Raw genomic sequence first — 22,387 nt, 5'->3', positions numbered from 1 at the left:
ACCTCAGTTGTGAGTGGATGAAAGCTGGCGACGGTTTTGCCGGCGATGAGTCCACTTCAGATTGTGTCAGTCAGGGCGATAGGTATTGGCGATGATTTCGCCTGCTGTTTCCTGTCCGGCGATGTCATCATCGTAGCCGGTACGATGGGCGAGCGGGAGAAGGGGCAGCACCATTTCGCCGAAGAGGCAGGCCTCCTCAAGATGCGGGTATCCTGAAAAGATGAAAGTATCGATCCCGGCTTTGCGATATTCATCGATACGCTCGGCGATGGTCTGCGGGTCTCCGACGAGGGCGGTTCCGGCGCCGCCACGCACCAGCCCGACACCGGCCCAGAGATTCGGGCTGATTTCGAGCCGGTCACGCGAGCCGTTATGCAGGGCCTGCATCCGTGTCTGTCCGACGGAATCCATGCCGGCGAATACTTTCTGCGCCCGTGCAATCGTCTCGTCGTCAATATGTTCGATCAGCCGGGCCGCCGCGGCCCAGGCTTCTTCGGTTGTTTCGCGCACGATGACATGCAGCCGGATTCCAAAGGAGATATGTCGTCCGGCGGCGGCCGCTCTGGCGCGGACGGAGGCAATTTTTTCCGCGACTTGGGCGGGCGGTTCTCCCCAGGTCAGATACTTGTCCGCGTACTGTGCCGCCACAAGCTGGCCGGGTTCGGACGATCCGCCGAAAAAGATTTCCGGGCCGTTCTTCTGACGCGGGCGGAATGTCAGATGTCCGTTTCTGATGTCGAAATGGCGCGTTTTCCGTGTGACGGTTTCACCTCTGAGAAGGTCACGATAGATCGAGAGAAATTCATCGGTAATCTCGTAGCGTTCCGCATGGTCGGCGAGCAGCCCGTCGCCGGCGTTCTCCGCCGGATTGCCGCCGGTGACGACGTTGATGAGCAGGCGGCCGTCGGAGATGCGGTCCAGGGTGGCGGTCATGCGGGCTGCCAGTGTGGGAGAGAGCAGGCCTGGTCTTACTGCGACGAGGAAGCGCAGATTTCTTGTCCAGGGTGCGATTGCCGATGCGATGACCCAGCTGTCTTCACAGCTTGAGCCCGTCGGGAGCAGAACGCCATAATAACCGAGACGATCAGCAGCTTTCGCGACCTGTGTGAGGTAGTGGATATCCGCCGGCCGTCCTCCTTTCGACGTGCCGAGATAACGCCCGTCTCCGTGGGTGGGCAGGAACCACAGAACGTTTATTTTCTCCGGTACGGACTCTGTCATGATGCGGCTGTCTCTTTTCCTATGAAGGCAGGAGCCCGGCCTCGCGGAGGACCGTGGCTTTCTCATGCTGGCGGGCCATGATGTCGGGGGTCATCCGCTGAATGCCGAACGTGATTTTTTCGATGGATCGTCTGACGGTGTCGGCAGCCAGACCGGTGCTGGCTGCAAGGATGCGCACGACATCGGCCCTGTTTTCCTGCGCCCAGGCGTCACATCGGGCGATTGCGGCATAAACGGTTTCAGGCAGTTCCGGGTTCGTTTCCGCGAACGCGCGGCGGGCCAGACAGAACTCCATACCGGCGCCGACATCGGTGCCTGTAATGATCTGTCTGGTGCCGGTGCCGGTGCCGGTGCCGGTGCCGGTGCCGGCGGCGGACAGGTACGGGTCCCAGATTGCCCATGCATCGACTGTGCCGTTTTCAAAGGCGGGTCTGGCGGCGGCGGGAAGAAGCCAGGAAACTTCGACATCGTGAAAGGACATGCCGTATTTTTTCAGTGCGGCGAACAGAAGCCAGTGCGCGTCGGAACCGCGGGTCACCGCGATGCGCTTTCCGGCGAGATCGGCGACGGTCTGAACTGGGCTCGAAGCGGGGACGATGATGGCTTCGCTGGAGCCGTCGGGTGGCTCATGGCCGGCATAGACGAGGGCTCCGGGAGTGCTGGCTTCGGCGAAAACCGGTGGCAGGTCTCCTGTCTGGCCGAAATCCAGGGCGCCTGCCACCATGGCCTGCAGCATGGGTGGTCCTGCGGGAAACTGAGCCCATCGGACGATTACACCGCGCGGAGCGAGTGCTTCTTCCAGGAAGCCTTTTTCCTTCAGCAGAATGAGAGTTCCGTATTTCTGATAGCCGATACGGATGATGTTCGCTCCGGCATGCGCGGAGCGGCCACGAAGCGGGAACAGAGCAGCGGCGCCGGTTGCCCGTAACATTGTCCGTCTGCTGCATCTCACTGATTATGGTTCCTGTTTTCCGTTTGTTGCGGATGTCTGATGGTCAGGGCGTAACCGGAGCGGGTGCTGATATCCGGTTGCGTCAGAGGATGCCGCGCAGGGGGAGGCAGATTTCTGCCATTGGGCCGGGCATCTTCCGGTGGGGTGAATCCGGACGGGGCAGAGCATAGTCGAAGTGACAGGATATCGGCGTGATGTCGGTCATACTCGTTAGCTGTATTCATGAAATCCGGATTTCGGCTTGCCGGGGCCTGTGTTCGTGCGAGGGCCGGGGTGAGGTGGCAATGATGTCCAGGAGACGCCGGAGCGCCCGGAAGCCGTCTGTCCATTCGCCAGGCCCTGCTTTATTGCCGATGTGACCGACGGCTCCGGCGTCGAACAGTTCAGCGTTCCATTGAGCAGCGAGCGCGCGGGCCCGGGGAAATGAGAGCCACTCGTCGTTTCTGCTGGCGACGACAAGAGCGGGAAAGTCCGGAGCTGTAGCTGGCAGGGGTAAAAAATCCCTGATGCGGGCGCGATCGGTATGGATGCACTGTTCTGTGTCAGCCGGAGCGACGAGCAGGGCGCCGGCGATGGCGGGATGGCGAAAACCGGCGCTGAGGACGGCTCCGAGACTGTGTGCGAGCAACAGGACCGGCTGATCGCGCCCGCGGATCGCCTCAGTCAGACCGGCGCGCCAGTGAGCGCGGACCGGGTGGCGCCAGTCATGTTGCCGGACCCGGTCGACGGTAAGATTGTTTTCTGTGAACAGGATTTCCCAGTGTGACTGCCAGTGCTGCGGCCCGGAGCCGTCGAGGCCTGGCACCATGATGATATCGTAACCGGAGAGGGCGCTGATGATATCGTCAGGCAGGGCGGCCGGGGATCGATTGGTGTGCGGGAAGAGGCCGGTTGCCGGAGGGGGTGGCGTCGAGGCTGCGGGCGATAGGGTCATCGTGGAGATCCTGTGCTGCGCGAGGGAGTTTTTGTGGTCGGTGTCCGGGCGTGTGGTGGTCGGAAACTGGAGATGTCTTCGGGCCGGTGGCGGGTGTGATGTCCGTTTCCGGCCGGATGGTCGTTACTGTATACAGGGATTTAATCGTATATTAAAGGAAAATGCGTTTAATAAACGTGATATATGAGTTTACGTCCGCTAAAGCGGGATGTCGGTTTGCTGCGTGTTTTTTAGGTGTTTATGTGTTTTGTAAGTCAGATGCTGTCGCTTTTCGGGGCTTTGCCCCGAACCCTACAAAGGGACACAGTCCCTTTGATCCCGGTTTGTTAAAACAGCGAGATAAAGGGGGTATCGTGTGCAGTGTGTTTTAAAGTGACACGTTCTTTTCTGTGCAGAGGAAAAGCCTGTCCGGTTTCCTGTTTGCAAAATATATAAGTGCTTTTTACAGGAGGTTACGGTCGCCGGTCTTCGGTAAACTGTGCGGAAGGCTTTTTTGGCGTCTTTTTTAAAGACGCTCATGGATTCTTTGCACAGGAAACAGAGCAGGGCTCTGTCTCATAAGCGCAAATATGAGAGTTTTCGCTGAATCCAGGCGCTTTGATTGTCCGGAACTCCATGTTCCCAGGAGTGTTCGTCGTTCTGCAGATTCAGTGAAACTAAAGTGTTCCGGGCGCCGGAGACTTTTTCAACAGCCTCATCGTGGCACATCCTGAAATTATAAAGAAGTTTTTGGTGAAGCTTTTTTCAAAAAGCTTCAGAAGACGCCACCTTTTTGAAAAAAGGCGGCACCCAAAAACTTCTTTATTTTTTCAAAGTCTTATTGCTCTTTGTCGGGGCGGGGCTCTGAAAGACTGCGGCTCCGTTACCAGTCGTCCCGGTGTCCGAGCCGGGTCAGGATGTCCCGCCGAAGCTGCAGGACCTGCGGATCGTCGCGATGGCGGTGAAAGGGGAGATCAACCTGGATATCGGAGACGATCCGGGCGGGGCGGGCGCTGAGTGTGACGATGCGGGTTGCGAGGAACAGGGCTTCCTCGACATCGTGCGTGACCATGACGGCGGTAAACCCGCGTTCTTTCCACAGACGATGCAGTTCGGTCTGCATTGTAAGCCGTGTCAGCGCATCGAGTTTGCCGAGCGGTTCGTCCAGGAGGAGAAGCTTCGGATGGTTGATCAGGGCGCGGGCGAGCGCGGCGCGCTGGGCCATGCCGCCTGAGAGCTGGTGTGGCCAGGCGCGTTCGAAACCGCTGAGGCCGACGAGGGAGATGATGTCATCGACGGCGGCGGCGTCCTTCTTTCCCGAAATATCCTGTGACAGAGAGACGTTCTGGCGAACCGTGCGCCACGGATAGAGCGTCGGGTCCTGAAACATCAGGATGCGGTCGGGATGCGGTCCGGCAACGGGAAGACCGTCCGCGAGGATTTCGCCTTCATGGGGGGCTTCGAGACCCGCGATGAGACGCAGCAGTGTCGATTTTCCGCAGCCAGAGGGGCCGAGAAGGGCCACGAACTCGCCGGCGGCGATGTTCAGCGTGACGCCGCCGATGACGGCTGTGAAATCCCTGCCCAGGGTATAGCCGTGGCGGATGGCGGAAAGGCCGAGAGAGAGGCCGCTGGTGGCTGGCGTTGTTACCATTTCAGTCCATCCTTTTGCCAGACGAGGATACGATCCCGCAGCCTGAACAGGAGCGTGATCAGGCCGGTGCACATCAGGGACATGACGATCAGCGCCGCGTACATGTTCGGATAGGCGGCCCAGCCCTGAGCCCATTGCATGTAAAATCCGAGCCCGGCTTTGACGCCGAGCATTTCAGCGATGATCAGCATGGCGAAGGACGCGCCGAGCCCCATGAACAGGCCGACGAAAATCTGTGGCATGGCGGCGGGCAGGGCGACGCGGAGAGTCAGGAAACGCTCGCGGGCGCCCATGGTGCGGGCGACGTCATAATAAGCGGGATCGACTGCGGCGATGCCGGACCATGTGAGAATGGCGGCGGGGAATCCTGAAGCCAGCGCCATGAGCGCCTCGCCGGCGAGCCAGCTCGACGGGATCAGCACGAAGGTAAGCGGGAGCAGCGCCACGGGCGGGAGCGGGCCGATCGCACGCAGGACCGGATGCACCCAGTAACGAAAACGCTTTGACCGGCCGAGGCCGATGCCGGTTGCGATGCCGGCCAGCGACCCGACGGTGTAGCCCGCGGCGAGCAGTCCGAGCGAGTGCAGCAGACTGTCGCCGAGGCGGTGCCAGTCCGTGATGAAAACATCGAGCAGATCCTGGGGGGTTCCGAAGAATGGCCGTGGCAGGCTGAGGAGTTTGGCCTGGGCGATTTCCCATGCTCCGAAGCCGGAACCGAGCGCGGTGGCCCAGGGTGCCCGCTTCGTCAGCACCCCTGTCGCGGCGGCTGTGAGGAGGGCGATACCGGTAACGGCAAAGAGGATCGCGAGAAGAGTGGTATCCGGGAAATCGTCGGCGTCCGGCCAGCGCCATGTGACGAGGGCGTCAGCCAGCCAGACGGGGCCGGGGAGCCAGGGGAGGATCGCGGGGTGTCTGCGGGTGATTCCGGCGTCCGGGTGACGGGTGCCGATGCGATCGGTAAGAGAGATATCCGTTCCGCTCATTACACAAACAGGTCCTGTGTCACGCGGCTCGCATAGCGGGCTGTGTCGAAAGAGGGGCGAAAGATGCCGACATTTTTGAGGGCTTCCGCATAGGTGGCGATTTCGTCGCGGAAGGAGCCGGTCAGCGTCTGGTGATGGTGGCCCTGGGCGCGGATCATGGCGCCGAGATCGTCAGCGGAGGCTTTTGGCGAATAGGCGTGGAAGATCTGTCCGGCTTCGACGGGGTTGCAGGCGAGCCACGCGCCGGCGTCCAGAATGGCCCGTGTGATGGCGCGGGCGACGTCCGGTTCGTTCCGCACGAGGCTGCCGCGAACGCCAATCACGCAGCATGTGGTGTGCGCCCATTTTCCGGTCATGTTGGTATCGATATCGCGCAGGCTGAACTGTCGTTTTTGCAGCCAGTTCACCGGGTCCGAGTTTGAAAGGGCCTGGATGTCGCCGCGCTGCAGGGCCAGAGGCAGCAGGTCGGTGGGAAAAGCGCGCCATGAGACGTCGGATTCCGGGTCGAGCCCGGCTTCTTTCAGGCGGATTGAGAAAAAGTTGCGTTCCGGGCCACCGATATCGGGCACGCCGATTGTTTTTCCCTTCAGATCGGTGAGCTGTCTGATTGCGCTGTCGGCCGGCACCGACAGATAGAGGCATCCGGCATGGAGGCCGGCGACGAGTTTGACGTCGAAGCCCTGTTGCAGCGGTTTCAGCCAGCGCAGCGCCATGCCGGGCGCCGCGTCGGCTTTGCCGGTTGAGATGGCTTCGAGAAGCTGGTCGGTGGAGCCGCCGAAATTCACATAATCGACATCCAGATTATGTTGCGCGAAGAAGCCTTTTTCCTTCGCGACCGGGACGGCGGCGACGCAGACGGAGTTCTCGTTCCAGGCGATCGTGACTTTGCGCGGCGCGCCGGGAAGGGGTCTGACCTCGCCCGGAATCGCGGCGTGGCACATCTCCTCGTGTCCGGCGCTCTGGCCGGAAGCGGGTCTGATTGCGAGAGCCGCGACGCCGGACAGGCCGGCGCCGAGAAGAGTTCTGCGGGAGGCGAGGCGGTGAGAGATCATGGGGGCAGACCCGGTTCGGGTTATTTCGTCAGGTTCTGAAGCAGCGGCAGATGGTGGAACTGCCGTCCGAACCAGGCGAGTCCGGCTTCAGGCGCGTCGTGAAGGGTGATGGCTTCGATGGTGCAGAAGAGGACATCGTGGCTGCCTGAGGCGTGGATGTCGCTGATGGTGCAGTCGAGCGCCACGACGGCGTCGGCGAGAAGCGGTGCGCCTGTCTGGCCTTTTCGCCATTGTCCGGCGGCGAATTTTTCTGCCGCGCTGCGTTTGCTGCTCGCGAAAGCGCCGGCGAGTTCGCTGTGCGGGGAGCCGAGAATGCTGATTCCCACAACGCCGTTCTGTAAAAAGGTCTCGTGCGATCTGTTCGAGCGGTTCAGGCAGACCAGCACTGTCGGGGGCGCGTCGCTGACGCTCGTGATCGCCGAGACCGTCAGTCCCTGGCGTCCGGCGGGGCCGTCCGTGGTCACCAGTGTGACCGGCGCGCCGAGCCGGCTCATGGCTTCCCGGAAGAGATCGGTGGCGACGGGAGGCCGGGTGAGCGTTGCGAGTGTTTCAGGCTGCATGGGAGGTCGTTTCCTGTTTCAGACCGAGTGCGTCGAGGATGGTCGTGCTTGCTGTGCGGTCCATCCAGTCGGGGGAAATATCGGCGAAGCGCACGACGCGGCCGGGGCCGATGATCAGGACGGCCGGTTTCGGCAGTTCCCAGGTGTCATCGAGGCCGTTCAGGGATGCGCTGTTTCCGCCTTTCGACAGGGCCGCCTGCCGGGACGGCTCATCGAACCGGTAGGTGATGCCGAGTGCGCGGGACAGCGCAAGGCCGGTGTCGGAGACGACAGGGAAGGGAAGCGCCTGCCGGGTGACGATGTCGCTCAGGAGTTCGGGCGGCTGCGGTGAGATGGCGATCAGCGGGATTCTGGCGGCCGACAGCGCGGGCCAGAGGGTGTCGCGATAATACGGCAGGGCGATGTTGCAGGCCGGACAGCCGGAAAAACGGAAAAAGATGAGCACTGCCGGACTCTTTGCGGAGATCTGGCTGAGGGAAACGCCGGAGCCGCCGACGGCTGGCAGGGAAATGTCCGGCAGGATGTCTCCCGGGCGGATGTGGGGCGTTGTGCCGTGCTCGCGGACGAGAAGGGCGCGCTGGTTGTGATTGATGGCAAGCGCCCCGGCTGTCCAGGTGCGGGCGCGTTCGTCCTCAAGGGCCTGAAACCGGGAGCGGAGCGGCGCGTCATCGCCGGTACGGTCAGTGCTTATGCTGGCAGTACTCATGCTGGTCCTCAGAAAAAGAATATCCGGATGCTGATCCTGCCGCGAAGGCATTGCCGGTGCATAAGGAGTTCTTCTCAACTGTTGCATGAGCGCCGCTCAACCTGCCGCCGCTTTGCTGAGCAGGTCGCCGAGATCGGTGCCTGCGTCCGAAAGGGTTTTGCGCCGGACAAGAACGGTTTCGATTTCCGGGACTTCGGGCAATGTGCCGGAGGTGATGACGGGGAGGCCTTCTGTGGTCGCGAAACGGCGGGTGCGGCAGCTGATCCCCATGCGGCCGCGCACGCCCGCGCGCAGGGCCGGCAGATTCGGTGTTTCCAGCACCAGTCTGTAATCCCGGCGTTCCTGTGTGAGCACGCGCAGGGCGGCGTCGCGGAAACGGCAGGGCTGTTCGAGGAGAACCAGGGGCACTTCCTCGCGTTCGGCGATGGCGGGGTCCCCGATCCAGGCCATGCGGTCGTGGCCGACCACGTCCCATGTGGCGCCGGGCCGGTCGCCGTGCTGGCCGAGGCAGAGAACGAGATCAAGACGGGAGCGGTCGAACATGTCGAGCAGTTCCACGGAGCCGCCGACGCGCACGACGAGGCGCGATCTGGGGTGCGCGAGGCGAAACTCGCCGAGAACGTCGGGGAGAATCGTATCGGCGAAATCCTGGACCATGCCGATGGTGATGGGCTCGGGATCGAAATCCTGGCCGAGTGTCTGCACGATCTGGTCGTTGAGCGCGAGCAGCTGTCGCGCGTAGGTCACGAGTTCCTCGCCGACGGGGGTCAGCAGCAGGCGGCGGCCGTCGCGGCGGAACAGTTTTTGCTGGAGCGTGTCTTCCAGCCGTTTCATCTGCAGGCTCAGGGCGGACTGGGTGAGAAAGATGGTTTCCGTGGCCTGCGCCATGGAGCCTGCCTCGACGATGGCGACGAAGGAACGCAGAAGTTCGGTGGGCACATTACGGGCCATGCGCTGCGGCAGGGACGAGCCGGACTGTGACATGGCTGGCACTCCTGATGCGGGCCGGGTCCGGGCGGAGGGGTGCCGGCGGAATGGTGCCCGTGGGATATTAACGCTCTTAAACTGGACGATGATTATTTCTTGCTTGTTTTTATGACATATACAAGAGTTAATTTACAGACAAACTATTTGTGATAGTGAATTAACGAGGTGTCGCATGTCTGTCGAGTTCATTGGCTACATCGGGAGCCGCAATCAGTCCGAGATCATTCCGCCGGCCGGTCCGGTCGTGGATCTGAATCATATCGAGGCGTCGGCGAAACTCCATGAAAACGGCGGATTCGACCGGACGCTGGTCGCTTTTCACTCCAACTCGCCGGAGAGCATTCTTATCGCCCAGCATGCGGCGTCCGTGACCCGTGATCTGGGGCTGCTGATTGCGCACCGGCCCGGTTTCAATGCGCCGACCATCGCGGCGCGCCAGCTTGCGACACTCGATCAGCTCACGCGGGGTCGTGTTGCCGTGCATATCATCACGGGCGGTAGTGATATCGAGCTTCAGGCCGATGGCGATCACACCACCAAGGCGGAGCGTTACGCCCGGACCGGGGAGTATCTCGACGTTGTGCGCCGGGAGTGGACGGAGTCCGTGCCGTTCGACTACCGGGGCAGATTCTATGATGTGCGCGGGGCGGGATCGCTTGTCCGTCCTTATCGGGAAGATGGCATTCCGGTCTATTTCGGAGGCTCGTCGGCGGAGGCGATCGAGGTCGCGGGTCGTCATGCCGATGTTTACGCGCTGTGGGGCGAAACCTACGAGCAGGTTGCCGAGACGGTGGCCCGCGTCCGCGCCTCCGCCGCGCGGCACGGGCGCTCGCCCCGGTTCTCGCTCTCGCTGCGTCCGGTTCTGGCGGAGACGGAGGAGGCCGCGTGGGCCAGGGCGGACCGGATTCTTGAGACGGCCCGTGTTCTTCAGGAAAAAACCGGTTTTACCCGGGCTGCGGATGTGCCGAATGAGGGTTCGCGTCGTCTGCTTGCCGCGGCTGACAAGGGCACGCGTCTCGACAAGAGGCTGTGGACGGGGATTGCGGCTCTGACGGGAGCGAAGGGGAATTCGACGTCACTGGTCGGCACGCCGGACCAGGTGGCGGATGCGCTGCTGGATTATTACCGGATTGGCATTACGACGTTCCTGATTCGTGGTTTCGATCCGCTTCTGGATACTTATGAGTATGGCCGTGATCTCATTCCCCGCGTCCGGGCGCTGATCGCGCAGGAAGAGGCGCATGTCGCGTCCCGGGCCGCCTGAGGCTGGTATGGGTCTGCGGGCTGCCCGTCTTCCGGTGTTGCTGAACCAGCTGGGCGACCGGCCCGGCTCCGGGTTTGACCGCTTTCGGGACCGGGTCTCCGTTGTGGCGGGGGATCGCGACGGCGTGGCTCCGTGGGAGACGGGCGGGGCGGAGATTCTGTTTACCGGGCCTTCGCCCGCCTGGAGCCGTGCGCCCCTGAAGGCTCCGGCGGAATGGGGTGACGGGCCGCGCTGGGTGCAGATTGCTTCCGCCGGTGTCGATGGTTTTCCGCAGTGGCTGCTGCGTGACCGGCTGGTGACCTGCGGTCGCGGTGACGCGGCGGTTCCGATTGCGGAATACGTGCTGACGGCGCTGCTTCTTCATGAAAAGCGCATTGATACACTGCGTCCGCAGGGACCGGCTTCCTGGCTGGAGACGGCGCGGCGGTTCCGGGACGATCCGGCGCAGGGGACGCTGGAGGGGCGCACGCTGGGGCTGTTCGGGTTCGGCAGGATCGGTCATGCCATTGCCGCGCGGGCCGCCGCGTTCGGGATGCGTGTTCTGGCGCTGCGTCGGGGGGCGTGGACTGAAAGCGTGCCGGGTGTGGAGCCGGCGTCATCGCTGGCGCAGCTGATCGCGGAGGCAGATCATCTTGTTCTCGCGGCGCCTCTGACGCCGGAAACGCGCGGCGTTATCGATGCTGCCGCTCTTTCCGGAGCAAAACCCGGTCAGCATCTGGTGAATATCGCCCGTGGCGCTCTGATCGATCAGGAGGCGCTGCTGCATGCGCTGGATTCCGGGCGTCCGGCGTTTGCCACGCTGGACGTGACGGACCCGGAGCCGTTGCCGGAGGGGCATCCGTTTTACACGCATCCCCGCATCCGTCTCACGCCGCATATCTGCTGGTCCGGGCCTTTTGTACGGGAGCAGTTTGCTGTGCGGGCCATTGAAAATCTCGAACGGTATCTGGACGGGCGACCTCTTTGCGGGGTCGTCGATCCGGTATCCGGCTACTGAACACGGACTGATCAGGAGTTTCTTTCCATGAACGCTGTTACACAGTTTCCGGCCAGAGCCCGCACGCGCCGTCTTGAGCCGCGCGCGCCGGCGGCTTCCTTTGAAGAGGAGCGGCTGCATCGCAAACAGCGTCTTGCCGCGACCTTCCGGCTTTTTGCCCGTTATGGTTTCGATCAGGGGCTGGCGGGTCATGTGACGGCCCGTGATCCGGAATTCCCCGAGCAGTACTGGATCAACCCGCTTGCGGTGCATTTCTCGCAGATCCGGGTTTCCGATCTTCAGCTCGTGGACCATGACGGGACGATCCTGATCGGAGACAGGCCGATCAATACGGCCGGTTTCACGATTCACTCGGCGCTGCACAGGGCGCGTCCCGACGTGATTGCGGCCGCGCACACCCATTCGACCTATGGCAAGGCATTTTCGGCGCTCGGGACTGAGCTTCTGCCTCTTACTCAGGATTCCTGCGCTTTTTACGAGGATCATACTGTTTTCGATCCGTTCAGCGGCGTGGTGCTCGATGACAGCGAGGGCGAGCGTCTGGCTGAAACGCTGGGCAACAGGAAAGCGATCATCCTTCAGAATCACGGCCTGCTCACCGTTGGCGGTTCCGTGGAGGCGGCGGCGTGGCGGTTCATCTCCATGGATAACGCCGCGCACACGCAGCTTCTGGCCCAGGCGGCGGGACCCGTGAAGCCGATCGCGCCGGAAGTCGCGCGGCTGACGGCCAGTCAGGTGGGCACGGATCAGGGAGCGTTTTTCTCCTTTCAGCCTCTGTGGGACCGGATCGTGGCCGAGGAGCCGGATTTTCTCGACTGATCCGGGACGGTTCCGGTCAGAAGAGCAGCTTTTCAGAAGAGGAGGGACAGGGACTATGTCATCCATTGCGCCGCTCCGCGACTTTGTCGTCGGGCTCACGAAAATATACGACCGCAATCTGCCGGAGGAAGCGGTTCAGCAGGAGGGCGCCGCGCTGCTGCGCGCGCTTGTGGCGCGGGATGACTGGCTGCCTGACGAATTCGCACGGCCTCATCCGGAGCGTTACAGTCAGTATCTGCTGCATTGCGATCCGCTGGAGCGGTTTTCGGTTGTGAGTTTTGTCTGGGGACCTGGACAGAAAACACCGCTTCACGATCATCGTGTGTGGGGACTGATCGGGATGTTGCGGGGGCGGGAATCTGAAACCCAGTACCGGCAGGCGGCGGACGGATCGTTTCAGGAAACGGAGACGACATTTCTGGAGCCGGGCGAGGTGGCGGCGCTGACGCCGGGGGTCAACGATTATCACCGGGTTGCGAACGCCTTTGATGATCGCGTGTCGATTTCGATTCATGTTTATGGCGCGAATATCGGTGGTGTGGCGCGGGCGACCTACGATCCTGTGACCGGTGCGGAAAAAGCCTTTATTTCCGGTTATTCGAGTGAGGATGTCCCGAATCTCTGGGACCGTTCCCTGAAAAAGGAAGCAGCATGAATGCGTTTTCGTCTTCCTCCCGGATTCCGGTGAAAGAAAAATCATCGGAAGATGTCCGCCATCTGCTGCGTGACGGGCGGGAAATCGCTCTTCTCGATCTGCGGGAGGAAGATCCGTTCGCGGCGGGACATCCGCTGTTCGCGGTTAATTTGCCTGTCGGGCGCATTGAGGAGCGGGTGGCCGGTCTGCTGCCGCGAAAGACGGTGCCGGTCGTTCTTTATGACAATGGCGAGGGCCGGACCGGCAGGGCTGTGACTGTGCTGCACCGGCTCGGTTATACGGATGTGTCGTTGCTGAAAGACGACCTTGCAGGCTGGAAAGACTCGGGTGGGGAGATTTTCATCGACGTCAATGTGCCGTCGAAAGCCTTTGGCGAACTGGTTGAACACATCCGGCACACGCCGTCTCTGCCGGCGGAAGAGCTGAAGGCGCGTCTGGACAGGGGCGACGATCTGGTCGTGCTCGATGCGCGTCGTTTCAGCGAATATAACACGATGTCGATTCCGGGAGGCCGGTCCGTGCCGGGAGGGGAACTGGCTCTGCGGGTGCGCGATATTGCGCCGTCGCCGGAGACGACCGTGGTTGTGAACTGCGCCGGCCGGACACGCTCGATCATTGGCACGCAGTCGCTGGTCAATGCGGGGATTCCCAATCCGGTTTTTGCTTTGCGCAACGGAACCATCGGCTGGACGCTTGCGGGTTTCACGCTCGACCACGATGCGGAGCGGCGGGCGGGAGAGCCCGGTCCGGACAATGTGGCCGAGGCGCGTCGTCATGCTGTCGGGCTGGCCGAACGGACCGGGGTGCGGACGATCACGGCGGACGAGCTCCGGGCGCTGGAAGAAGACACGGCCCGGTCATTTTACAGGCTGGATGTGCGTTCGCCTGAGGAATATGAAGCCGGGCATCTGAAAGGGTTTCGTTCCGCGCCTGGCGGACAGCTTGTGCAGGCGACGGATGAATGGGTCGGTGTGCGGCACGGGACCATCGTTCTTACGGACACGGACGGGGTCCGGGCACGGATGACGGGGCACTGGCTGCGTCAGCTTGGCTGGCGGGAGGTTTTTGTTCTCGATGACTGGGCCGGTCTGCCATCGGAGAGCGGTCCTGAGCCTTATCTTTTCGCCGGACCGGTGCCGGAGCCGGCTACGATATCACCTGATGATCTCGCGGCGGATCTGAACACGGACAGTCCGCCGTTCGTTGTGGATCTGGCGCCCAGCCCTGTCTTCCGGAAGGGGCATATTCCGGGGGCGGTGTTCGTTCTGCCATCGGATCTGGAGAACAGCCCGCGGGTTGCGGCGGCGAAAACTCTTGTTCTGACCTCGCCGGACGACCATGCGGCGTGTTTTGCGGCGGCGCGGTTGTCCGAAACCGGGCAGCAGGTGTACGTCCTGGATGGCGGGACGGATGGCTGGGAAAGGGCCGGGCATCCGTTGCGGAAAGGGCTGTCCGGAGAGGAGGCGCTGTCGGCGCCGACCGATGTTTACAAGCGGCCGTATGAGGGCACGGATAATGCCCGCGCCGCGATGCAGGCTTATCTGGACTGGGAATTTGGTCTCGTTGCTCAGCTTGAACGCGACGGGACGCATGGCTTTAATGTGCTGAGCTGACAGTTTGCGGGGCTCTGTTCCGCTTCCCGGCTGGTGGGGTCGGCTCCTGAAAATCATAAAGAAGTTTTTTGTGAAGCTTTTTTCAAAAAGCTTCTGAAGACGCCGCCTTTTTGAAAAAAGGCGGCACCCAGAAACTTTTATCTGTTTTTATTAAAGATTTGTTTGCCGGGTGCTTTCTGACAGACCGGGATCAAAGGGGCTGCGCCCTGAAAGCTTCACAGTGTAAACTTCGCCGAGACGAAGATTGTGCGCGGATCGGCGAACTGAGCGGATTCGTAGACCGGGACGCCTCCACCCTGCACGAAGGTTTCGCTCTGAAGATAGCGGCGATCGAGAAGGTTGCGGGCCGTGGCCTGAACGGACCAGCGTGCGTCGGGGCTGGTCCAGCTCGCCATTGCGTTCACATAGGTCTGGGGGCCGAGGCGTGTCTGCGGATTGGCCGCCGAGCTTGTGTAGAGCGATGACTGGAAGGAAACGTCGGCGCCTATATGGAATGTGCCGGGCAGTTTTACCGGTATCCGGTATGTCAGCGATCCCATTGTCTGAAAACGTGGTGAATAGGACAGCGGCGCGCCGGTATAGGGCGTGTTGTTATAGATCTGGCCGCTTGCCAGCACTGTGCGGCTGACCGTGCCCTGGAATTTGTCGAGTACGGCATAAAGGTAGGATGCCGTATAGTGCAGATCCAGATCGCGTGTGATCTTAACGGATGTTTCGATTTCAGCGCCTGCCGAATGGCCCTTTCCGGCGTTGAAACGGCGTGAGAGCCCGGTTGACGGATCGGTTGTCGTCAGCTGGATGTCATCGAACTGGTTCCAGAACAGAGCGCCGTTGAAATGCACGCGGCCGGGGAGCGGGTCCGTTTTGACGCCCAGCTCATATGTCGTGACGATTTCAGGGTTATAGGGAATGGATGCCTGCAGACTGCCGGTTCCGGTGGGGGTCTGTGCGCGGAAATCATAACCGGCGGATTTGCCGCCCTGAGAGATCGACGCATAGGCCATCAGATTGGGCAGGGCCTGCCAGTTGAGCGTTCCTTTGGGAAGGAGCTGATACCAGCTTTTCCGTTCTGACACCTGCCAGGCCAGATCACCGGGAGCGCCCCACACGATATAGGAAAGCTGGTTTGCCGGGGTGGCCAGATGGGACGGGCCCGGGGCCAGGTAACTGAGGGATTCGGAATTTGAATGATTTTCCCAGTTGAATCGGAGTCCGGCCGTGAAGGTGAGTTGCGGTGTGATGTGGTAGCGTGCCTCGCCATAGACGGCCCAGTTGCGCGTTACCTGATCGATGACGGCATAGACCGGCATATAACGGATCTGTGCCGGATTGCTGGTGGAGGTGCCGGATGTGTTGTTCGCCCAGCGCTGTGTGAACCAGTCCTCATACATGAAATAGGCGCCGACGTTGAAATCGACCTTGCCGTAATCCCCGTGGAGACGAAGTTCCTGCGAATACATCCTGTCCCGGTAATAGAGAGGCTGAGATGTCCGTGAGTAATAATCGCCGGAATTGTCGTAAATGCCCTTGTCGTCATAACCGCGGATTCCGGTGATGGAATACAGGGTGAGATGCGGTGTCAGCGTATAACGGACGTTTCCGGTAAACCCGGCTTCACTATAATTGTTCTTCGGGTAAAGCGGGTTGTAATTTCCGTAGATATACGGATTCATGAGGTTGCCGACGCCCTTGTTCGTGCTGCCGTCCACGGTTCCGTCGAAGGCGAGGGTGATGTCGAGCGCTTCATTCGGGGTGAAGCGAAGCTTTCCTCTGGCCTGGCTGTAATCGATGTTGTTCGTGTCTTTTCCGACCGTATAGTTGTGATCGATCCCGCCACGTGCATGGCGTCCGAATGCGATACTGCCGTAGATTTTATCGCGCAGAATTGCGCCGCTGGCCGCGACGCCAATCTGATATTCATTGTAGGTGCCGTAACCGGTCTGCACGACGACACGACGCTGGTTTGTCGGAACCAGCGTGCTGATCCTGACCGCCCCGCCTTCGGACTGATGGCCTGAGAACACGACGGGACCGCGATCGACTTCGATGTCGGCCACATCGAGAAGTTCCTGCATATTGCCCATGTTCCGGGGCAGGTAGACGCCGTCTATATAGGTTCCGACGGACGGCTCACCCTGCGGATCGATTTCACCGATGCCGCGAATGAAATAGTTGGTGACGGAGTAACCCGGCATGTTGTTCGGAATGTACAGATTCGGTGTCAGCCTCGCCAGTTGCTTTGTGTTCTGCACTCCCAGCCGTTCGAGGCTGGCGGCTGTGAGGAGCGAGGCTGACTGAGGCGTTTTCTGGAGTTCCGCCACGCGCCTCGCGTTGCGGGACTGGCCGCGGACCGACACTGTTTCGGAACTGGCCGCGCGGATTGCGGCGGGGCGGTGTTTTTGGACAGGATTTGCGTCTGTCCGGGTTTTTTCAGGAGGCGATGCCTGTGACGGGCCATTCTGTGCTGAACGCGTTGCGCGGTTGTGTTTCGGGGCAGCGAGCGCTTCGTTGCTGAAAAGGCTCAGAACAGCGACGCAGCATGTGGTCCCGAGGAGGCAGCCCGGCAGGACTCCCCGGCTGAGAGGGCGCGATGATGGCCTGGCATCATATTGGGGCGGCATATGCTGATTATATCCACAGAGATGTAAGAGCGGGGCTGACGGATTTCCGCGCGATACGCAGTTCTCCCGGTCTCTGATGATATTTTTCTTCTGTTGTTTGTCGATGATGTTATTGTTGATTAATATAAATTCCTTCAATGACGATAAGTTTATAATTCAGTTTTATTTGTTAATATTTTATCGTGACAGACCTGATTGTTTTTTATGCATCACGATGTTCCGGTGGTGTCAGGATATTGTGCTTCGCGTTTCTTCAGAGGAATATCCTGTGTCTGTTTTCGATATCTCTCTTTCCCGACGCCGGTTTTCTCAGGTTGTGTCGGGGATTGCCGGGCTGGGAGTCGCCGGTCCGGGACTGGCCGGGCGTTATGCCAGGGCGGCCGGTCTGTCGGCTCTGTCGTCGGTAACGCTTCGTGTTGCGAGTTTCCGGGGCATGGAATCCTGTCTGCTTCCCGCGCTCGGGCTGGATGATTTTCCGTATCGGGTCGTTTTCAGTGAGTTCAGTTCAGGCAATCTGATTGCTCAGGCGATCAGCGCCGATGCGGTCGACGTGGGGGGATGGAGCGAGATTCCGCTGGTGTTCATCGCCGCGGCGCAGGCCCGTGTCGCGGTTGTGGCGACGACTGATGGTCCGACGACGGATCAGGCGCTGATGGTGCCGGCGGGGTCTTCCGCGCGGTCGGTCGGGGATCTGCGTGGGAAGCGTGTGGGGTATATCCGTTCGACCACGTCTCATTATTTCCTGATCCGGATGCTTGACCAGGCCGGAATGAGTTTTTCCGATATCGTGCCTGTGGCGCTGGGGCCGAGTCAGGGCCTGACGGCCATGCAGGCGGGAAGTCTCGACGCGTGGGCGACATATGGCTACGTGATTCAGAGGCTGCAGGCGGAGGGTTCAGCCCGGATTCTGGAGAGTGCGGCTGATATTCTTTCCGGCCACTACTTTATCGGTGCGAATCCGCTCCACCTTGAGGACGATCTGTTCCGGCGTGCCGTGGCGGATTATATCCATCGTGTCGGCCGGGCTTATGAGATTCTGAGCGCGGATAAACAGCGCTGGGCGAAAATTGTCTCGCCGGTCATTACTGTGCCGGAGCCGGAGGTTCTGAGTTATCTGCAGAATCAGAACAGGCCCTATCACCCGCGGGCATGGACCGGGAGTGACATTGAGGGGGTGGAGAAGGTCGCGCGGGTTTTCGTCAGGGAGCGTCTGATTCCGGGTGATACCGATGTCAGGAAAGTGTTTTCTGACGCCCTGAGCCCGCTGTTGCGGACATAGGGCGCCTCTCCGGCGCTCAGTCGTCGTGGACGCCGAGTGATTCCAGAAGTACTGAGCGCAGATGTTCGAAGCGCGGGTCGGCATGGCGGCGCGGGCGGTCGAGCGGGATGGGAAGGTCGGTCCGGATGCGGCCGGAATCGAGGACGACGGCGCGGTCCGCCAGAAGCAGCGCCTCGTCGACGTCGTGGGTCACAAGGAGGACGGCGCAGCGGTGACGGGTCCATAATCCCGCGACGAGATGCTGCATTTTCAGGCGTGTGAGTGCGTCCAGCGCGGCGAAAGGTTCGTCGAGCATGAGAAAGGCGGGTTCCCGGACGAGGGCGCGGGCGAGGGCGGCGCGCTGCGCTTCGCCGCCGGAGAGGGTGAGCGGCCATGCGTCGGCCCGGTGGCCCAGCCCCACTTCTTCGAGAACCGCACTGGCGCGTGCGCGTCCGTCATTGCCGCCGGTCTGACCGAGAATGATGTTCTGCCAGACCCGTTTCCATGGGAGCAGGCGGCTCTCCTGAAAGACGACGGCGACATCCTGCGGACGCGAAACATGTCCTTCGCTGACGGGGTCGAGACCGGAAAGCGTTCGGAGCAGCGTGGATTTTCCGGAGCCGCTGCGGCCGAGGAGGGCGACGAATTCACCGGGCGCGATGGTCAGGTCGAGCCGGTCGAGCACGGCGGGGCCGCCGTTGAAGCGGCGTGTCAGACCCTGCACGGTTACGGCGTTCTGTGTCCGGGTTTCGTCGGACTGTCTGGGGACGGATTGCGGGATTGCATTCATGTGGGCTGTCCTTTTTCGCGCCGCGCGGGACGCCAGGCCAGAAAGACGTGTTCCAGAGTGCGGACAAGCTGATCCGAGGTCAGGCCGAGCAGGCCATAGACGAAAAGTCCGACGAGGATGATGTCGGTGCGCAGGAAATCTTCCGCGTCCATCATCATATGTCCGATTCCGCTGTCGGCGTTGACCTGCTCGGCGACGACGAGCATCAGCCAGGAGATGCCGACGGCGAAACGCACGCCGGTCAGCAGATCGGGCAGGGCGCCGGGGAGAATGACGTCGCGGATCGTCTGGCGATGCGAGAGGCCGAGAGTTCGCGCCATTTCGAGCAGTTTCGGGTCGATCGACCGGATGCCCTTGTGCAGGTTGAGATAGATCGGGAATGTCGAGCCCAGTGCGACGAGCAGAATTTTCGGTGTCTCGCCGATCCCGAACCAGAGAATGAAGAGCGGGACGAGAGCGAGGACCGGCAGCGTGCGCATGATCTGGAGCGGGGCGTCCACGATATCCTCGCCGATGCGGGACAGTCCCGATATCAGGGCGAGGCTGATTCCGGCGGTCAGGGCGATGGCCAGTCCTGACGCCGCCCGGAGAAGGGAGACGCCGAGATTGACCGGCAGCGTGCCGTCACGGGTGAGGGACCACGCTGTGACGATGATCTGGGCCGGGGATGCGACGAGGCGTGTGGACAGGAGGCCTGCTGAACAGGCGGCCTGCCATAAGACCACCAGGAGGAGTGGCGACAGGTAGCGCGAAAGGCCGCGCCAGCCTGACAGGAGGGGCGTCAGGCGCGGCCGTGAGAGCGGCGCCGGGCGGACGGTGCGGATCGCGGTCCGGAGGATGGTCTCGGACATGGGGACTCCCGTTGGATCAGTCTCTTTCGCGCTGTTTTCCCATAATTCACGTCGGATCGTCCGGTGATTTATATTCATGTCATAGTTTTGCGTGATTTAATTGCGCGGCGCGATGGCGGATGCTGACCTGCGGGCGGGTGTCTTTCTGTCTCCTGAGAACAGGACCGGAAGATATCCGCAGATGCTCTGAAAGCTGTGTGGTCATGCGTTCTGTTTTATATTGCCGACCGGGGCTCTTTCTGAGTCTCCTGACGGTCTCTGTCTTGTTTCTGAGTTCCGGTTTTGCGGCGCGGGCGCAGGACGAACTTGTCGTGGCGGATCAGAAAGGGCAGCAGAAGGCTGTTTTTGAAGCGTCCGGGGCGAACCGCGATCTTCCTTACAGAATCCGCTGGGTTGAGTTCGAGGCCGCGGCGCCGCTTCTGCAGGCTCTGGGGGCCGGTGCGGTCGATACCGGGATTGCCGGAGACAGTCCGTTTTTCTTCGCCTGGGGGGCGGGTCTTCCTGTGAAGGCGGTCTATGTGGTTCCGCCGCGTGGCGGCGGTCATGCCACGGCGGTGGTGGCGCCGTCAGGGTCGGCCATCACCTCGGCGGCGCAGCTTTCCGGAAAGCGGATTGCGACCGGGCGCGGGTCTGTGGGTCATCTGCTGTTGCTGCGGCTCATCGGGACGGGGGCCATTCCCGCGCCCGCGCCACGGATTGTGTTTCTCCAGCCGGCTCAGGCCAAAGCGGCACTGGATACGGGCCGCGTTGACGCCTGGTCGACATGGGAGCCGTATGTCTCTCTGGAAACGGCTGGCCGCCATGGACATGTTGTGGCGGATGCGGCGGGTCTGATGCCGAATAACAGCTTTCTGGTGGCGACGGTGACGGCGCTTCGCGACAGGCGGGCTCTGCTGGCGGATTTTTACGGCCGGGTCAGCCGGGCTTATGTATGGGGTCGCGCGCATCCGGAGGAATACGCCCGTATTCTGGCGCAGCAGACCGGTCTGCCGGAAGAGGTTGCGTCATCGGTGGCGCGACAGCTGATCGCATCACCGGTGCCTGTCAGCGAGGCGGTGGAGGATGCGGAAAGAACGACGGTGGAAACCTGCCGGGAGGCCGGGCTCATTACATCGTCCATGCCGGTATCGCAGGCGTTTGACAGGGTGGAGGCGGTCGGGGGACCGTTGCCGTGAGCGGCGGGAGCGTGATGGGTGCTTCTGTTGACGGGATGATGCGCTGGCGGGTGACTGGTCCCGGTTTGCGGAGGGTGTTTTCGGATGGTCGGGCGGCGCTCTGGCTGGCGTCATTCCGGTTATCGTGTCAGGTCAGGCAAGCGGAGGAGGATCTGTGATGGACGGATCGCAGGCGGGTGGCGTCAGAACGGACGTGCCGGATGAGATGATCGGGCGTTTTGCGGCGCGGGCGGCCGGATATGACCGTTCAGGTGAGATCGGTTTTGATAACATCGACGAGCTTCGGGAAGCGGGGTTGCTGTCTCTCGCTTTGCCGCGCGCGAAAGGGGGCGCGGAGATCGGGCTTCGGGAGGTTGTGCGGATTGTCTCGAAGATTGCCGGGGGAGACCCTTCGACGGCGCTGATTCTCGCCATGCAGTATCTTCAGTCCGGCGCGATCGCCCGGTCTCCCGTCTGGGCGGATGGTGTAAAAGATGAGGTGTTCACGTCGATTGTCCGGGACGGAGCGCTGATTAACGCTCTGCGTGTCGAGCCGGATCTCGGGACGCCGGCCAGGGGTGGCATTCCGGCGACGCGGATAAAACATACTGATGGTGTCTGGCGATTAAACGGACGGAAGATTTTCTCGACCGGCTCTTCCGCGTTGAAATGGGGCGTTGTGTGGGCTGCTACGGATGAGGAGCAGCCGCGTGTCGGTCAGGTTCTGGTGCCTCTTGATCTGCCGGGTGTCAGAATAGAAAAAAGCTGGCATCAGCTTGGGATGCGCGCAACGGGCAGTGACACGTTTGTCTTTGAGAACGTGGCTGTGCCGGAACGGTATCTTGTCAGTCTGGTTCCGTACGGGGCGGCGAGTCCGGAGCCGGCGATACTGGCCACGTGGCATGCGGTTGTCGTGGCGGCGCTTTATGACGCGGTTGCCCGGTCGGGGCGCGACTGGCTGGTGTCCTTTCTCAAAACCCGGGTCCCGTCCGCGCTGGGGCGTCCTCTCTCGACTTTGCCACGATTTCACACTGTTCTTGGGGAGACAGACGGGCTTTTGCTCGCGAATGAAGCGCTGATTGAGCGGGCGCTGAGCCGGGAGGAGGCGGGATTTCCTGGCGGCGTTGAGGCCGGGCAGATCAGGCGTCTTGTGACGGACAATGCGATTGCGGCTGTTTCCCTGGCCGTTGCGGTGACGGGGAATCCGGGGTTGAGTCAGGACAATCCGCTGGAGCGGCATTACCGGAACGTTCTGTGCGGGCGCATTCATACACCGCAGGCGGATGTTGTGCTGGAGGGGGCGGGACGGGCGGCGCTGGAGGGGTAGGGAGTGTTTC

At 61.6% G+C, this 22,387-nt stretch carries 20 protein-coding genes; 8 read left to right on the top strand and 12 right to left on the bottom strand.

Translation table 11 applies throughout. From position 1 onward, the window contains the following. Nucleotides 1-66 precede the first annotated feature (66 nt). The 9 genes from ssuD to GOB93_RS09260 all read right to left on the bottom strand — a co-directional run bounded on the left by ssuD (nt 67) and on the right by GOB93_RS09260 (nt 9,025). Nucleotides 67-1,221 (bottom strand): FMNH2-dependent alkanesulfonate monooxygenase, encoded by a 1,155-nt coding sequence (gene ssuD / locus GOB93_RS09300; protein ID WP_173583229.1) that lies wholly within the window; start codon nt 1,219-1,221, stop codon nt 67-69. A gap of 19 nt (nt 1,222-1,240) precedes the next feature. After that, nucleotides 1,241-2,152, bottom strand: a complete 912-nt coding sequence (locus tag GOB93_RS09295; RefSeq protein WP_173583228.1) for an aliphatic sulfonate ABC transporter substrate-binding protein — start codon at nt 2,150-2,152, stop codon at nt 1,241-1,243. 241 nt (nt 2,153-2,393) lie between these two features. Beyond that, on the bottom strand, nt 2,394-3,107 hold the full coding sequence (locus GOB93_RS09290; RefSeq protein ID WP_173583227.1) for an RBBP9/YdeN family alpha/beta hydrolase: 714 nt from the start codon (nt 3,105-3,107) through the stop codon (nt 2,394-2,396). 862 nt (nt 3,108-3,969) lie between these two features. After that, nucleotides 3,970-4,740, bottom strand: a complete 771-nt coding sequence (locus GOB93_RS09285) for an ABC transporter ATP-binding protein (protein ID WP_173583226.1) — start codon at nt 4,738-4,740, stop codon at nt 3,970-3,972. Beyond that, complete coding sequence (locus GOB93_RS09280; protein ID WP_173583225.1) at nt 4,734-5,723, bottom strand: ABC transporter permease; 990 nt, start codon at nt 5,721-5,723, stop codon at nt 4,734-4,736. The genes GOB93_RS09285 and GOB93_RS09280 overlap by 7 nt, the downstream gene beginning before the upstream one ends. Beyond that, nucleotides 5,723-6,775 (bottom strand): ABC transporter substrate-binding protein, encoded by a 1,053-nt coding sequence (locus tag GOB93_RS09275; RefSeq protein ID WP_173583224.1) that lies wholly within the window; start codon nt 6,773-6,775, stop codon nt 5,723-5,725. Before GOB93_RS09275 ends, GOB93_RS09280 begins: the two co-directional genes overlap by 1 nt. Before the next feature lie 20 nt (nt 6,776-6,795). Continuing rightward, nucleotides 6,796-7,335: a flavin reductase gene (locus GOB93_RS09270; protein WP_173583223.1), complete on the bottom strand. Its 540-nt coding sequence runs from the start codon at nt 7,333-7,335 to the stop codon at nt 6,796-6,798. Continuing rightward, nucleotides 7,325-8,041: a peroxiredoxin-like family protein gene (locus GOB93_RS09265; protein WP_173583222.1), complete on the bottom strand. Its 717-nt coding sequence runs from the start codon at nt 8,039-8,041 to the stop codon at nt 7,325-7,327. Before GOB93_RS09265 ends, GOB93_RS09270 begins: the two co-directional genes overlap by 11 nt. Nucleotides 8,042-8,137: 96 nt before the next feature. Next, nucleotides 8,138-9,025: a LysR substrate-binding domain-containing protein gene (locus GOB93_RS09260; protein ID WP_173583221.1), complete on the bottom strand. Its 888-nt coding sequence runs from the start codon at nt 9,023-9,025 to the stop codon at nt 8,138-8,140. A gap of 175 nt (nt 9,026-9,200) precedes the next feature. Here GOB93_RS09260 and GOB93_RS09255 point away from each other — a divergent pair, with 175 nt between their 5' ends. The 5 genes from GOB93_RS09255 to GOB93_RS09235 are packed head-to-tail and all read left to right on the top strand — an operon-like array spanning nt 9,201 to nt 14,376. Beyond that, nucleotides 9,201-10,292 (top strand): LLM class flavin-dependent oxidoreductase, encoded by a 1,092-nt coding sequence (locus GOB93_RS09255; protein WP_173583220.1) that lies wholly within the window; start codon nt 9,201-9,203, stop codon nt 10,290-10,292. Next, complete coding sequence (locus GOB93_RS09250) at nt 10,270-11,289, top strand: NAD(P)-dependent oxidoreductase (protein WP_242010658.1); 1,020 nt, start codon at nt 10,270-10,272, stop codon at nt 11,287-11,289. Before GOB93_RS09255 ends, GOB93_RS09250 begins: the two co-directional genes overlap by 23 nt. 27 nt (nt 11,290-11,316) lie before the next feature. Then, on the top strand, nt 11,317-12,108 hold the full coding sequence (locus GOB93_RS09245; RefSeq protein ID WP_173583219.1) for a class II aldolase/adducin family protein: 792 nt from the start codon (nt 11,317-11,319) through the stop codon (nt 12,106-12,108). Nucleotides 12,109-12,163: 55 nt separating this feature from the next. Further along, nucleotides 12,164-12,763, top strand: coding sequence for a cysteine dioxygenase family protein (locus GOB93_RS09240; RefSeq protein ID WP_173583218.1), 600 nt, complete (start codon nt 12,164-12,166; stop codon nt 12,761-12,763). Beyond that, nucleotides 12,760-14,376: a rhodanese-like domain-containing protein gene (locus GOB93_RS09235; RefSeq protein WP_173583217.1), complete on the top strand. Its 1,617-nt coding sequence runs from the start codon at nt 12,760-12,762 to the stop codon at nt 14,374-14,376. The genes GOB93_RS09240 and GOB93_RS09235 overlap by 4 nt, the downstream gene beginning before the upstream one ends. 215 nt (nt 14,377-14,591) lie before the next feature. Here GOB93_RS09235 and GOB93_RS09230 read toward each other — a convergent pair whose 3' ends face one another. Then, nucleotides 14,592-16,733 (bottom strand): TonB-dependent receptor, encoded by a 2,142-nt coding sequence (locus GOB93_RS09230; RefSeq protein WP_338422333.1) that lies wholly within the window; start codon nt 16,731-16,733, stop codon nt 14,592-14,594. 532 nt (nt 16,734-17,265) lie between these two features. Here GOB93_RS09230 and GOB93_RS09225 point away from each other — a divergent pair. After that, entirely contained in the window at nt 17,266-18,276 is a 1,011-nt protein-coding gene (locus GOB93_RS09225; protein ID WP_338422332.1) for an ABC transporter substrate-binding protein, read from the top strand. Nucleotides 18,277-18,292: 16 nt separating this feature from the next. Here GOB93_RS09225 and GOB93_RS09220 read toward each other — a convergent pair whose 3' ends face one another. Continuing rightward, nucleotides 18,293-19,045, bottom strand: coding sequence for an ABC transporter ATP-binding protein (locus GOB93_RS09220; RefSeq protein WP_173583214.1), 753 nt, complete (start codon nt 19,043-19,045; stop codon nt 18,293-18,295). Further along, the gene (locus tag GOB93_RS09215) at nt 19,042-19,896 is read right to left on the bottom strand and encodes an ABC transporter permease (protein WP_173583213.1); all 855 of its coding nucleotides are present in this window, start codon (nt 19,894-19,896) and stop codon (nt 19,042-19,044) included. The genes GOB93_RS09220 and GOB93_RS09215 overlap by 4 nt, the downstream gene beginning before the upstream one ends. Nucleotides 19,897-20,159: 263 nt before the next feature. Here GOB93_RS09215 and GOB93_RS09210 point away from each other — a divergent pair, with 263 nt between their 5' ends. Then, the gene (locus GOB93_RS09210) at nt 20,160-21,071 is read left to right on the top strand and encodes an aliphatic sulfonate ABC transporter substrate-binding protein (RefSeq protein WP_242010657.1); all 912 of its coding nucleotides are present in this window, start codon (nt 20,160-20,162) and stop codon (nt 21,069-21,071) included. 157 nt (nt 21,072-21,228) lie between these two features. Then, on the top strand, nt 21,229-22,377 hold the full coding sequence (locus GOB93_RS09205; protein ID WP_173583211.1) for an acyl-CoA dehydrogenase family protein: 1,149 nt from the start codon (nt 21,229-21,231) through the stop codon (nt 22,375-22,377). Nucleotides 22,378-22,387: the final 10 nt, after the last annotated feature.

It is taken from the genome of Acetobacter musti (assembly GCF_011516835.1).
Taxonomy (GTDB): domain Bacteria; phylum Pseudomonadota; class Alphaproteobacteria; order Acetobacterales; family Acetobacteraceae; genus Acetobacter; species Acetobacter musti.
The sequence above is the reverse complement of the archived record's forward strand: the minus strand, read 5'-3'. Positions and strand labels throughout refer to the sequence as shown.

Coding starts and splice junctions, on each gene's coding strand:
- GOB93_RS09260 (WP_173583221.1), bottom strand. CDS start 9,025: ATGTCACAGTCCGGCTCGTCCCTGCCGCAGCGCATGGCCCGTAATGTG.
- GOB93_RS09280 (WP_173583225.1), bottom strand. CDS start 5,723: ATGAGCGGAACGGATATCTCTCTTACCGATCGCATCGGCACCCGTCAC.
- GOB93_RS09290 (WP_173583227.1), bottom strand. CDS start 3,107: ATGACCCTATCGCCCGCAGCCTCGACGCCACCCCCTCCGGCAACCGGC.
- GOB93_RS09250 (WP_242010658.1), top strand. CDS start 10,270: ATGTCGCGTCCCGGGCCGCCTGAGGCTGGTATGGGTCTGCGGGCTGCC.
- GOB93_RS09270 (WP_173583223.1), bottom strand. CDS start 7,335: ATGCAGCCTGAAACACTCGCAACGCTCACCCGGCCTCCCGTCGCCACC.
- GOB93_RS09285 (WP_173583226.1), bottom strand. CDS start 4,740: ATGGTAACAACGCCAGCCACCAGCGGCCTCTCTCTCGGCCTTTCCGCC.
- GOB93_RS09235 (WP_173583217.1), top strand. CDS start 12,760: ATGAATGCGTTTTCGTCTTCCTCCCGGATTCCGGTGAAAGAAAAATCA.
- GOB93_RS09275 (WP_173583224.1), bottom strand. CDS start 6,775: ATGATCTCTCACCGCCTCGCCTCCCGCAGAACTCTTCTCGGCGCCGGC.
- GOB93_RS09255 (WP_173583220.1), top strand. CDS start 9,201: ATGTCTGTCGAGTTCATTGGCTACATCGGGAGCCGCAATCAGTCCGAG.
- GOB93_RS09215 (WP_173583213.1), bottom strand. CDS start 19,896: ATGTCCGAGACCATCCTCCGGACCGCGATCCGCACCGTCCGCCCGGCG.
- GOB93_RS09240 (WP_173583218.1), top strand. CDS start 12,164: ATGTCATCCATTGCGCCGCTCCGCGACTTTGTCGTCGGGCTCACGAAA.
- GOB93_RS09220 (WP_173583214.1), bottom strand. CDS start 19,045: ATGAATGCAATCCCGCAATCCGTCCCCAGACAGTCCGACGAAACCCGG.
- GOB93_RS09295 (WP_173583228.1), bottom strand. CDS start 2,152: ATGTTACGGGCAACCGGCGCCGCTGCTCTGTTCCCGCTTCGTGGCCGC.
- GOB93_RS09245 (WP_173583219.1), top strand. CDS start 11,317: ATGAACGCTGTTACACAGTTTCCGGCCAGAGCCCGCACGCGCCGTCTT.
- ssuD (WP_173583229.1), bottom strand. CDS start 1,221: ATGACAGAGTCCGTACCGGAGAAAATAAACGTTCTGTGGTTCCTGCCC.
- GOB93_RS09205 (WP_173583211.1), top strand. CDS start 21,229: ATGGACGGATCGCAGGCGGGTGGCGTCAGAACGGACGTGCCGGATGAG.
- GOB93_RS09265 (WP_173583222.1), bottom strand. CDS start 8,041: ATGAGTACTGCCAGCATAAGCACTGACCGTACCGGCGATGACGCGCCG.